General features: G+C 65.3%; 11 protein-coding genes. 5 read left to right on the plus strand and 6 right to left on the minus strand.

Annotation, left to right across the window (positions count from 1 at the left end):
* Nucleotides 1–49 precede the first annotated feature (49 nt).
* Together E4P29_RS07005 and E4P29_RS07010 are read right to left on the minus strand one after the other, a co-directional pair.
* Nucleotides 50–1,798, minus strand: coding sequence for an ABC transporter ATP-binding protein (locus tag E4P29_RS07005; protein ID WP_135043122.1), 1,749 nt, complete (start codon nucleotides 1,796–1,798; stop codon nucleotides 50–52).
* Nucleotides 1,795–3,543: an ABC transporter ATP-binding protein gene (locus E4P29_RS07010; protein WP_209205322.1), complete on the minus strand. Its 1,749-nt coding sequence runs from the start codon at nucleotides 3,541–3,543 to the stop codon at nucleotides 1,795–1,797. Before E4P29_RS07010 ends, E4P29_RS07005 begins: the two co-directional genes overlap by 4 nt.
* 105 nt (nucleotides 3,544–3,648) lie before the next feature.
* Here E4P29_RS07010 and E4P29_RS25890 point away from each other — a divergent pair, with 105 nt between their 5' ends.
* The 3 genes from E4P29_RS25890 to rsgA all read left to right on the plus strand — a co-directional run bounded on the left by E4P29_RS25890 (nucleotide 3,649) and on the right by rsgA (nucleotide 6,481).
* Nucleotides 3,649–3,822, plus strand: a complete 174-nt coding sequence (locus tag E4P29_RS25890; protein WP_008710019.1) for a hypothetical protein — start codon at nucleotides 3,649–3,651, stop codon at nucleotides 3,820–3,822.
* 52 nt (nucleotides 3,823–3,874) lie between these two features.
* A complete protein-coding gene (locus E4P29_RS07015) occupies nucleotides 3,875–5,323 on the plus strand; it encodes a trehalose-6-phosphate synthase (protein ID WP_135043124.1) in 1,449 nt (482 codons plus the stop codon).
* 141 nt (nucleotides 5,324–5,464) lie between these two features.
* A complete protein-coding gene (gene rsgA, locus E4P29_RS07020; protein WP_135043126.1) occupies nucleotides 5,465–6,481 on the plus strand; it encodes a ribosome small subunit-dependent GTPase A in 1,017 nt (338 codons plus the stop codon).
* 1 nt (nucleotide 6,482) lies between these two features.
* On the opposite strand, the gene E4P29_RS07025 is transcribed toward rsgA, so the two are convergent.
* Complete coding sequence (locus E4P29_RS07025) at nucleotides 6,483–6,713, minus strand: hypothetical protein (protein ID WP_135043128.1); 231 nt, start codon at nucleotides 6,711–6,713, stop codon at nucleotides 6,483–6,485.
* Nucleotides 6,714–6,871: 158 nt separating this feature from the next.
* Here E4P29_RS07025 and E4P29_RS07030 point away from each other — a divergent pair, with 158 nt between their 5' ends.
* The gene (locus E4P29_RS07030; protein ID WP_135043130.1) at nucleotides 6,872–8,287 is read left to right on the plus strand and encodes an MFS transporter; all 1,416 of its coding nucleotides are present in this window, start codon (nucleotides 6,872–6,874) and stop codon (nucleotides 8,285–8,287) included.
* Nucleotides 8,284–8,685 carry a MarR family winged helix-turn-helix transcriptional regulator gene (locus tag E4P29_RS07035; protein WP_135043132.1) on the plus strand — a complete coding sequence of 134 codons (402 nt, stop codon included), beginning with the start codon at nucleotides 8,284–8,286 and terminating at the stop codon, nucleotides 8,683–8,685. The genes E4P29_RS07030 and E4P29_RS07035 overlap by 4 nt, the downstream gene beginning before the upstream one ends.
* A 47-nt stretch (nucleotides 8,686–8,732) precedes the next feature.
* Here the strand turns inward: E4P29_RS07035 and E4P29_RS07040 are convergent, their stop codons facing one another.
* The 3 genes from E4P29_RS07040 to dnaJ form a co-directional block, all read right to left on the minus strand.
* Nucleotides 8,733–9,479, minus strand: coding sequence for an FAD-binding oxidoreductase (locus E4P29_RS07040; RefSeq protein ID WP_135043133.1), 747 nt, complete (start codon nucleotides 9,477–9,479; stop codon nucleotides 8,733–8,735).
* A 175-nt stretch (nucleotides 9,480–9,654) separates the two neighbouring features.
* Nucleotides 9,655–10,071: a helix-turn-helix domain-containing protein gene (locus E4P29_RS07045; protein ID WP_045841157.1), complete on the minus strand. Its 417-nt coding sequence runs from the start codon at nucleotides 10,069–10,071 to the stop codon at nucleotides 9,655–9,657.
* A complete protein-coding gene (gene dnaJ, locus E4P29_RS07050; protein ID WP_135043135.1) occupies nucleotides 10,071–11,246 on the minus strand; it encodes a molecular chaperone DnaJ in 1,176 nt (391 codons plus the stop codon). The genes E4P29_RS07045 and dnaJ overlap by 1 nt, the downstream gene beginning before the upstream one ends.
* Between the last annotated feature and the right edge of the window lie 26 nt (nucleotides 11,247–11,272).

Genomic DNA, 11,272 nt, shown 5'->3' on the forward strand with positions numbered 1-11,272 from the left:
GAGGACACCGTAGCCAAAACTAATAGCTATAGGCAAATTACTAAAGCGGTCAGCGGCCCTGCCACGCCTCCCACAGCTCCGCGTAACGCCCACCAGCAGCGACCAGCTCGTCGTGCGGACCCTGCTCCACGATTTTTCCGTGTTCGAGCACTACGACGCGGTCGGCGGCGGCGGCCTGGGTGAGCCGATGCGCCACGATCAACGTGCTGCGACCCTTCGTCGCCGCCTCCGCAGCCAATTCGAGGTCGCGGGCACCGGAGCTACCGGCCTCGGCGGTAGCCTCGTCCAACACCGCGACAGCCGGATCGGCCAGCACGAGCCGCGCCAGAGCCAATTGCTGCGACTGCGCCGCGGTCAACTGGTGACCACCCTCGCCGACGGCGGTGTCGAGACCCTCCTCGAGCGCCTCGACCCATCCCCAGGCACCGACGGTCCGCAGTGCGGCTTCCACGTCATCGCGGCCGGCGTCCGGGGCTGCGAGCAACACGTCGTCGATCAGTGGGCCCGCGAAGACGTGCACTTCCTGGCTGACGATCGCGACGTGCCGTCGTAATCCCTGATGCCCCAATGCATCCAGGGATGCACCGCCGACACGAACCGTTCCCGATGTCGACGCAATCGATCCGGCCGCAATGGCCGCGATGGTCGACTTCCCGGCACCGGTGGATCCCACGAGCGCGACCGTCTCGCCTGCATCGACGCGCAGGTCGACCCCATGCAAAACTTCGTGGCCCTCGTCGTAGAAATGGCGCAGGTCGACGACATCGAGGGTGGCGTCGACAGGCACGGAACCGTCGCCCACCGGCCGCTCGTCGGGTATGTCGATCACACCGACCAACCGAGCCAACGACGCACCGGCAGACTGGATGTCGTCGAACGTGAAGAGCAGGGTGCCGATCGGATTGAACAGCCGATGAAACAGCAGCGCCGCGGCCGTGGTCTCACCGACGGTGACGTAATCGCCTCGTACGAGCAGGAATCCGGCCAGCAGGATCACCGACAGGCCGACACATTCGGCGCGGTTGCTGCGTGAGCCGAAGCGCGTGAACAGGCGGAAGACGTCGACGCCGATGTCGCGGGCTTTCGCCGACGCTCGATCCACCTCGCCGAGGTGCTCGTCTTCGAGCCCGTAGGCGCGCACCGTCTTTGCGCCCTGCATGCTGCTGACGAAGGACTGGGCCCGCTCGCCCATGGCGACTCGTTCTGCCGCGTACATCGGAGCCGATCGGGGCAGGTACCAGCGCAGGGCGAGGACATACATCGGCAATGCCACCAGACCGGCAAGCCCCAGACGCCAGTCGATTCCGAGCATCGTGATCATGCTCAGGCACACGAGCAGGAATGCTCCGACGAGCTGGGGAATCACTTCGCCGATGGACTTGGCCATCACCGCGACGTCGTCGCCGACACGAGAGAGCAAGTCGCCCTTGCCTACTCGCTCCAACGTGGCCACCGGCAGACGGAGGGCGCGTCGAACGACCGCCTCACGTAGGGACGCCAGGATGCCCTCACCGAGGGTACTGATCAGGTAACCGCTGAAGCCGGTGACAACACCGCCGATGACCGCTGCCACCGCGATCACGACGACGACCCCGACAATGGTCGACGAGTCGGCCCCATCGCGGACGCGGTCGACCAAGACACCGAGCACATAGACCGGCACCAGCGACATCGCCGCGGCCACTGCGCCGAGCAGCAGCGTCACCGCGGTGCGGAGCTTGCGTTGGCGCAGCTGTTCCAACAGCCATCTGCCCGACCTGGCACCGGTGGCGATGGGAAGCAGTTCGGGGGCGGTCATCGCAGCACCGTCTCCTTGTACAGCGCGTCGGACGACGCGAGATCGTGGTGGGTTCCTTCGGCGACGACGCGTCCGTCGCCGACGACGAGTACGCGATGCGTAACCGACAGCAGCGCAGGGCTGGTGGTGATCAGGATCGTGGTCTGCCCCGCACTGCCGGTGTGTCGTAGCTCGGCGATGCCGCGCGCGATCGTGTGCTCGGTGACGGCGTCGACTGCGGTGGTGGGGTCGTGCAGCACCAGCACCGGGGCGTCGACCGACAGGGCCCGCGCCAACGCGACCCGTTGACGCTGCCCGCCGGAGAGGCTGGCACCGCGGTCGGTGACGGCGTGGTCGAGTCCGGCTTCGTGCAATTCGACGACGTCGGTGGCCGCGGAGGCCTCGAGCACGCGGGCGAGTTCGGCGTCGGACTGTGCGCGACCTGCGGTGACGTTGCTGCGGACGGTGCCGGCGAACAGGTCGGTGATGTGCGGCTCGACGAGCAGGGTCTCGCGGGCGCGTCGGAGATCGATGTCCCCTGTTGCGAATCCCCCGATACGTACCGTTCCGGTGTAATCGGACTCGGAGATCTGTCCGGAGAGCACTTGGGCGAGCGCCTCCCCGTCTTGCGGACGGTAAGCGACGATTCCGAGCATCTCGCCGGGTGCGGCCGAGAAGGTGAGGCCGTCGAGCGAACGGAACCCGATCTCGTCGACGGCGAGATCGGTACCCGAGGGCACCGCGGAATCGGATTGCGGCAGAACATGATCGGCACCGAGTACGAGTGCGAGCCGATCGGCCGAGCCACGCACCATCGCGACCACGCCGGGGATCCTGGACAACCCGGTCAGCGGTTCGATGACGAATTGCGAGAGCCCGATGACGGTGATCAGCTCGCCGACCGAGATGCGCCCCTGCAACGCGAACCAGCCTGCGGTACCGGCAATTCCGACTGCGAGCAGCGCGTTGACCGCCGCCGCCAGGCCCTGATAGACGTTGTTGGCGCGGGCCAAGTCCAGCGTGGCCGCCAGTGCCGTTCGGCTCGACGTCACGAACCGCTGGGTGGCCGCGTCCTCGGCTCCGATTCCGCGCAGCGGGCGCACCCCACTGACCAGATCGGTAGCCATCCCCGATACCCCGGCCACCTCTGCTTGTTGCGCGGTGGCAGCGCGGGTGAGCAGTGGCGCGAGTCGTTGGAGCGCGATCAGGATCACCGGGGTCCCCATGACGACGGCCAGGCCGAGCGGAATGTCGATGATCAGCAATGCCACCGCCGACGCGACGACCGCAACTGCCGATGCGAACACTCGCGCGATCAGATCGAGAATCCAAGATTCCTTCTCGGCATCGGATGTCGACACCGTCAGCAACTCCCCCGCCGAGAGATCGGTGCGCAGGCCGCGTGGGTCGAGAACGCGGCCGGCGACCTCCACCCGTACATCGTGGGCCTCACGCTCGATAGCCACGACGATGATGCGAGCACCGATGCGCCAGGCGTAGGACAGTGTGACGAACAGAGCTGCAAGACCGACCAACGAGAGGATCATCGCCGTGACATCGCCGGTGTCGATCGCGCGCGACACGATCAGACCGATCGCGACCGGAACCATCGTTTCGCACAGTTGATGCACCCCGAACAGCAGTGACGAGACGATCAAGCGGGTGCGATGGCGACGTACGGTGCGGCGCAGAATTGCGCCGCCGGTGGCCGGGGAAGGTGCCTCCACCACGTTTCGAGCATGGTGAAGCGAGACAGAATCGGTCATTTGCTGCAGCCTATGGCATCGGGAAGTGGCGATGGGGCGACACATTTACATAGAGTTGGCACCAGCGAACACCGAGTACGTCCAGTAGAGAGTACGGAGAACACCATGCCTGCCAAGACATCGACCGACAACGACATCGCCGACGAAGACATCGTCCCACTCGAGTACGAGACCGCCAGCCAGGCCCAGCGCGTCGTCGCCGCCTACGCGACCGATGCAGACGAGTGCCGCATGTTGTTGTCGATGCTGGGTATAGACCCCGTAGCGAAGACCGACTGACAGGTTTTCGCAGGGCTGATTACCCAGGGATCAACAAGCGGATTGGACAGTTGTGGCTGACGCCTCGCAGGGTTCGGATTTCGTCGTCGTAGCCAACAGGTTGCCGGTCGATCTGGAGACACTTCCCGACGGAAGCACGCGATGGAAGCGCAGCCCCGGCGGGCTGGTCACTGCGCTCGAGCCCATACTGCGCGCCAACAAGGGTGCCTGGGTGGGATGGGTCGGCGTATCCGACGTCGACGTCGAGCCGTTCGTCGAGGACGATCTGCACCTGCGTCCGGTGCCGATCAGCGAGAAGGAATACACCCAGTACTACGAGGGCTTCTCCAACGCCACGCTGTGGCCGCTCTACCACGACGTCATCGTCAAGCCGGAGTACGACCGCGACTGGTGGAACGCCTACGTCGAAGTCAATCGCCGCTTCGCGGAGAAGACGTCCGAGGCAGCCGCGCAGGGCGCAACGGTGTGGATTCAGGACTACCAGCTCCAGCTCGTGCCCAAGATGCTCAGGATGCTGCGGCCCGATCTCACCATCGGTTTCTTTCTGCACATCCCGTTCCCGCCGATCGAGCTGTTCATGCAGATGCCGTGGCGCACCGAGATCGTCGAGGGACTGCTCGGTGCCGACCTGATCGGATTCCATCTGTCCGGCGGTGCGCAGAACTTCCTCTACCTCGCCCGACGCCTCGCCGGGGGAACCACCTCACGCGGAACCGTCGGTGTGCGGTCCAAGCTCGGCGTCGTCCAGGTGGGGTTCCGGACCGTACGCGTCGGAGCGTTCCCGATCTCCATCGACTCCGGTGACCTCGACACCAAGTCGCGCACGAAAGCCGTCCGAGACCGCGCCAAGCAGTTGCGCAAAGACCTCGGCAATCCGAAACGGATCATGCTCGGCGTCGACCGACTGGATTACACCAAGGGAATCGACGTCCGGCTCAACGCTTTTCGAGAGCTGCTCGAAGAAGGCCGAGTCGATCCGGCCGAGAACGTCATCGTGCAATTGGCGACGCCCAGCCGTGAACGCGTCGAGAGCTATGTCGCCATGCGCGGTGAGATCGAACAGCAGGTGGGACGCATCAACGGCGAGTACGGCCAGGTGGGCCACCCGGTGGTGCACTACCTGCATCGCCCCATTCCCCGTGAGGACCTGCTCGCATACTTCGTCGCTGCCGACGTCATGCTGGTCACTCCCCTACGCGACGGCATGAACCTCGTCGCCAAGGAGTACGTGGCCTGCCGCAGCGATCTCGGTGGCGCGCTGGTACTCAGCGAATTCACCGGTGCTGCTGCAGAATTGCGCCAGGCGTACCTGTGCAACCCCCATGATCTGGACAGCGTGAAGGACGCCATCACCGGAGCGCTCGAGCAGGAACCCGAGGCAGGTAAGCGGCACATGCGAGCCATGCGTCGGCAGGTTCTCGCCCATGACGTCGACCGCTGGGCCCGCTCGTTCCTGACCGCTCTGGCGCAACCGGCCGAGGGCACCAACCTCGGTCGATAAATCGCTTTACCCCCACCGTCGACGGCTGCTAGTTTGCCGTCGACGGTTTTGTGCATTCGAGAAGTGAGGAGGTAGGCATCGTGGCCACCTGGACGAGAACACACCCGAGCCCTCACACCTCCTCTACGAAGGACTTCTCGCATGTCTTCTCTACTCGAATACGGACTCGATCACCACTGGCGTGACGAGTTCGAACGGCATTCTCACAGCGCAGTTCTCGCCCGCGTGGTTCGCGTCGACCGCGGTGAATTCGACGCCGTCACCGAGCACGGAATCGCGCGCGGCACCGGCACTGGCCTCTGCACCGGGGATTGGGTGGCACTGGACACGGAATCGTTCCGGCTGATCGACATCTTGCCCCGCCGGACGGCCATAGTTCGAGCCAGTGCCGGATCGACCTCGGCCGCACAGGTTCTCGGTGCCAACGTCGATACCGTCGTGGTCACCGTCGCGTCGGACACGGCCCTCGATCTCGGTCGCGTCGAGCGCTACCTCACGCTGGCGTGGGGCAGCGGCGGTGTGCCCGTCGTCGCGATCACGAAGACCGACAGCGGACGCGTCACCGAAGAGTCGGTACTGGCCGCCGCGCCGGGTGTCACCGTCTGCGGCACCAGCGCGGTGTCGGCCGACGGAATCGACTCGCTGACAGCACATCTGCACGGCACGGTCGCGCTGATCGGGCCGTCGGGATCAGGTAAATCGACTCTCGGTAACGCTCTGATCGGTAGCACCGCGTTCGCCACCGGTATCACTCGCGAGGCGGACGGCAAGGGCAGACACACGACGGTGCATCGGGAATTGATTGCGGTACCACGGCTGGGACTGACCCTGCTCGATACTCCCGGATTGAGATCGGTAGGCGTCCAAGGATCGGAAGACGCAGTCGCGAGCGCCTTTTCGGATATCGACGAGCTCGCCGCACTGTGCCGTTTCGGCGATTGTGCGCACGCACACGAGCCCGGTTGCGCCGTTCTCGCCGCCGTCGAGACAGGCGAACTCACCGACCGCCGGCTGGGAAACTATCGAAAGCTGTTACGAGAGAACGCCTGGACCACGTCACGTCATGACGCGCGGACGCGCAGCGAGAAGTTGAGGGAATACAAGCAGATGACCAAGTCGCTACGGCAGAAGTACGCAGCCGACGGTGGGCGGCGCTAGGTCAGCTCTCGTCGAACAGCGAGGGGCTCTCGGACTCCGCCTCTTCCAGCGGAGCCGAGCCCTCGCCCGGCGATGCCTTGCGCACCACCTCGACCGTCGTCGTACGGACCGACAGCCGATGGCCGTCGTGATGCTCGAGCAACGCCAATCCCTGACGAATCTCGAGCACCTTCCACGGGCCTGCGTGCCCGGACGCCTGAACCAGGTCGCCTGGTGCTATCTCGGAAGCCACTGTTGTTCTCCATTCACCGAGCACGTATCGGGGGTCGAGCAAGTCTGTGACACACACCCTATCGGGCACCGTGCTGCCCGACGCCACTTGCTCGTCGAACAAGTTAGGAGTACTCATGTAATAGTTGTAGATATACAAGCAAATAACCGGAGGTGCACGTGGCCGAGCTGACTCGACGACACCGATACCTCGTGCTCGGCATCTGCTGCCTGAGCCTGTTTCTCGTCAGTACCGACAACACGATCGTCAACGTCGCACTGCCGTCGATGCGCGTCGACCTCGACGCGTCGGTCTCGGGTCTGCAGTGGATCATCGACGCGTACACCCTGGTGGTGGCGTCGCTGCTGATGCTCGGCGGCTCGATGGCCGACCGCTACGGACGTAAGCGGTTCTTCATGATCGGCACCGGAACGTTCGTGCTCGGCTCGCTGCTGTGCAGCGTCGCACCGTCGCTGGGATGGCTGGTCGCCTTCCGGATGCTGCAGGCCGTCGGCGGGTCGATGATGAATCCCGTCGCGATGTCGATCATCACCAACACCTTCACCGACCCGAAAGAGCGTGCCGGGGCCATCGGCATGTGGGGTGCTGTCGTCGGGATCTCGATGTCGGCGGGCCCAGCGCTCGGCGGCATTCTCGTCACCGGAGCCGGCTGGCAGTCGATCTTCTGGATCAACATCCCTGTCGGCATCTTCGCACTGGCGATGACGATGAAGTTCGTCCCGGAATCCAAGGCCGAGCACGCGAGGAAGTTCGATCCGGTAGGCCAGTTCCTCATCTTCGCGTTTCTCGCCTCGCTGGTGTTCACCATCATCGAAGGACCAGCGAAGGGCTGGGGATCGCCGCTGATCGTGCTCACCGGTGCCATCGCAGTGGGTTCCCTCGTGGGCCTGCTGGTGGTCGAGTCGCGTATCGAGGAACCGCTGATCCAACTGAAGTTCTTCCGCAGTGCACCGTTCAGTGGCGCTACGGTGATCGCCGTGTGCTCGTTCGCTTCCCTCGGTGGGTTCCTCTTCCTGAACACGCTCTACCTGCAGGACGTTCGCGGCTACTCACCCCTGCACGCCGGTCTCTACACTCTGCCGATGGCCGTGATGACGCTGATCTTCGCGCCGATATCGGGACGCATCGTCGGGACCCTCGGGGCACGCATTCCCCTGCTCGTCGCGGGCATCGGGTTCGTGATCTCGGCGCTGATGCTCGCCGGAATGACGCCGACCACGTCCTTCGCCTGGCTGGCGACGGCATACGTGATCTTCGGAATCTCCTTCGGCATGGTCAACGCCCCGATCACCAACACCGCAGTGTCCGGGATGCCGCGGAGCCAAGCCGGCGTGGCGTCGGCCATCGCGTCGACCAGCAGGCAGGTCGGTCAGTCGCTCGGCGTTGCCGTCATGGGCTCGATCGTCACCGCGAGCATCGTCGGAGAGATCTCCGACGGCTTCACTGCCGCCGCCGTGCCCGCCTGGTTCGTCATCGTGGGCGCAGGCGTGGTCGTCACCGTCCTCGCCATCGTCACCACCGGCCGGTGGGCCCGCTCGACCGCCGAACGTATCGACCAGCCGGTACTCGTATGACGAGCGAAGCAGCGCAGATCTGGCGCGAGATGCGAGCACTGATGCTCGAGGTACACGACACTCGACGGGCCGTCGCCGACGCCACCGGAATGAGCTTCCTGCGGGCGAAACTGCTGATCAAGCTGTTGGCCGGCGATCGGACGGTCACCGAACTCGCCGATCTGCTCGCCTCCGATGTGCCCTACGTATCGCTGAACGTGCGCGAACTCGAACAGCGAGACCTGGTGGTGCGCACCGAGGACCCCCACGATCGTCGACGACGCATCATCGGACTCACCGACACCGGACGCCGCCTCGCCGAGAAAGCCCGCACGATCGCCGACGCCCCGCCGCCGGAATTCACGGCACTACCGCCGGAGGACCTGGCGCATCTGCGTCGAATACTGCGACTGCCCTGATGTGGTGGGACGGCGCTTCTGCGTCGGCTTCGGCTACGGCTTCTGCTTCAGCGGCGAATGTCTGCGAGCGGGGTTCCGATCTCGACGAGGGCGCGCACGGTGGCGGCCTCCATACCGGGTGATCCACACACCAGGATCTGACTGTCGGGGAACGGGCCCTGCACCGCAACGACGTCGGCGATGGCACCTTCCCAGCAGTGCTCCGGCTCGAAAAATGATGTGCTGGAACCTATTTCCTCGTGAATACGATCGTTCCAGCGGTCCGAGGCCCACGGCTCGTGCAGCTGGTCTACGACGGGAACGACGGTCAGCCACGGCAACTCGGCCGCCATCAACCACAGCATGTCGCTCGCGTAGAGATCGCGCGGCGACTTCCCGCCGAAGAACAGCGTCACGTTCGGCGGCTGCTCCCAGCGTGTGAGATCGAGCAGAATCGCGCGCAACGGGGCGAGGCCGGTGCCGCCCGCAATCATGGCGACGTCGCGGCCCGAATCGTCGACGTGCAGACCGCCCTGCGGATCACTGATCTGCCACACATCGCCCGGACGGGTCTCGTTGACGATCGATCCGCTGACCCACCCCGCGGGCACCGCGCGCACATGGAATTCGAGCTTGCCGTCCAGCGACGGCGGCAGTGCGGGCGAATATCGCCGCGTCGACGCGGCGTTTTGGGGAACCTTGACCGACACCGACTGCCCGGCTCTGAACGGGATCGCATCGCCCTCGAGCCTGATCACCGCAAGATCGTTCCGAAGGCGGTGGTACTGAACGACTGTCGAATTCCACGCCTGCATGCGGACCAGGATAGGGGTCGATGCCGGGTGTCTCGCAAACGCGCGCGGGGTTCGCCGCTGCCGATGCCGCAAACGCGCGCGCGTTTGCTGAACGCGCGCGGAATAGTGACCGAATCACTGGCAAATCTGCGCGCACCTGACAAATGCGCGCGCGTTTGCGGGGAAGGCGGCGAACTCAGCGCTGGTGCTTCGGCTTCCAGACCACCAGGGCGTTGCGCTGAATAGGCACCAGGTCGCGGCGGTAGCTCGCGTGCACGTTCGCCACCTCCTGCGCCAGTTCCGAGACCCGGGCTTGCAGGGCCTCGACCTGGTTGGTGAGTTCGATGATGCGCTTGATGCCGGCGAGGTTGACGCCTTCGTCCTGCGAGAGTCGCTGCACTTCACGGAGCAGGGCGACGTCGCGCGGTGTGTAGCGTCGCCCCCCGCCGGTGGTGCGGTGCGGGATGACCAGGCCCAGTCGGTCGTAGGTGCGCAGCGTCTGCGCATGCATGCCGGCCAACTGAGCCGCGACGGAGATCACGAAGATCTGCGCGTCGGGATCACCTTGTGCCCCACCGGCTTTCGCGGAACCGCCCTCGGGAGGGACCGACATCACACACCTGCCCACCCGGCCCGCGGGTCGAATCCGCTGGCCTTCTCGGCTTCCAGATAGGTCTTCAGAGCGTCGGTAGCAGCATCGTCGAGTTTCTGCGGGACGGCAACTTTGACGGTCACCATCAGATCACCGGTACCGGACTTCTTCGGGATACCGCGTCCGCGCACCCGCAGCACTCGGCCGTCGACGGTGCCCGGTGGCACCTTGACGCCGACGCGTCCTTCGAGGGTGGGCACCGACAGTGTGGTGCCGAGAACCAGTTCGCCGTAGCTGACCGGCACAGTCACCGTCAGGTCGTCGCCGGTGCGGCCGAAGACCTTGTCGGGCTTGACTCGAACGGTCACGAACAGGTCGCCGGACGGTGCTCCGCGTAGCCCGGCCTCGCCTTGGCCTGCGAGTCGTACTTTCTGGCCGTCGCTGATGCCGGCGGGGACTCGCACGGTGATGGTGCGGGTGCGGTTCTGCACTCCGGTGCCGCGGCAATCGACGCACGGGTCGTCGATGATGGATCCGGTACCGCGGCAATCGTCGCAGGGCTCACTGAAGCCGAACGCGCCTTGGTTTCGGTTGACGACACCCTGGCCGTTGCACTTGGGGCAGACCCGCGGGCTGGTTCCCGGCTTGGCACCGCTGCCGTGGCACGTGGTGCACGAGGACGGACTGGTCAACCGCAACGGAACCGTCACGCCCAGCGCTGCCTCACGGAACTGCAGCGAGGTCTCGGTCTCGACGTCGCTGCCGCGTCGGGGACGGTTGCTCTGCGGGCGCTGCTGCGCAGCGCCGCGATTGAACAGTCCACCGAAGAGGTCGCCGATGCCGCCGTCGCCGCCGGCCTGACCGAAGATGTCGCCGACGTCGAAGCTCTGACCACCGCCGCCGAATCCACCGGCACCGGGTGAGAACCCACCGCCGGCGCGGCTACCGAAGCCGCCGGACGCGAACAGCCGCCTGGCCTCGTCGTATTCCTTGCGTTTGGCCGGGTCGGCGAGAACGGCGTGCGCCTCGCTGACCGCTTTGAACTTGTTCTCGGCCGCGGCGTTACCGGGATTGGCGTCGGGATGGTTGTCCCGCGCCAACTTTCGGTACGCCTTCTTGATCTCTTCTGCAGTAGCGCTGGAGGAAACGCCCAGCTCCTTGTAGAAGTCCTTCTCGATCCACTCCCGCTGGCTCACCGGGCGTTTCCTCCTCTCGCGCTATT

Source organism: Rhodococcus sp. 1R11 (assembly GCF_004563845.1).
In the GTDB taxonomy this organism is placed as follows: domain Bacteria; phylum Actinomycetota; class Actinomycetes; order Mycobacteriales; family Mycobacteriaceae; genus Rhodococcoides.

Coding starts and splice junctions, on each gene's coding strand:
- E4P29_RS07005 (WP_135043122.1), bottom strand. CDS start 1,798: ATGACCGCCCCCGAACTGCTTCCCATCGCCACCGGTGCCAGGTCGGGC.
- E4P29_RS07010 (WP_209205322.1), bottom strand. CDS start 3,543: ATGACCGATTCTGTCTCGCTTCACCATGCTCGAAACGTGGTGGAGGCA.
- E4P29_RS25890 (WP_008710019.1), top strand. CDS start 3,649: ATGCCTGCCAAGACATCGACCGACAACGACATCGCCGACGAAGACATC.
- rsgA (WP_135043126.1), top strand. CDS start 5,465: ATGTCTTCTCTACTCGAATACGGACTCGATCACCACTGGCGTGACGAG.
- E4P29_RS07035 (WP_135043132.1), top strand. CDS start 8,284: ATGACGAGCGAAGCAGCGCAGATCTGGCGCGAGATGCGAGCACTGATG.
- E4P29_RS07040 (WP_135043133.1), bottom strand. CDS start 9,479: ATGCAGGCGTGGAATTCGACAGTCGTTCAGTACCACCGCCTTCGGAAC.
- E4P29_RS07045 (WP_045841157.1), bottom strand. CDS start 10,071: ATGTCGGTCCCTCCCGAGGGCGGTTCCGCGAAAGCCGGTGGGGCACAA.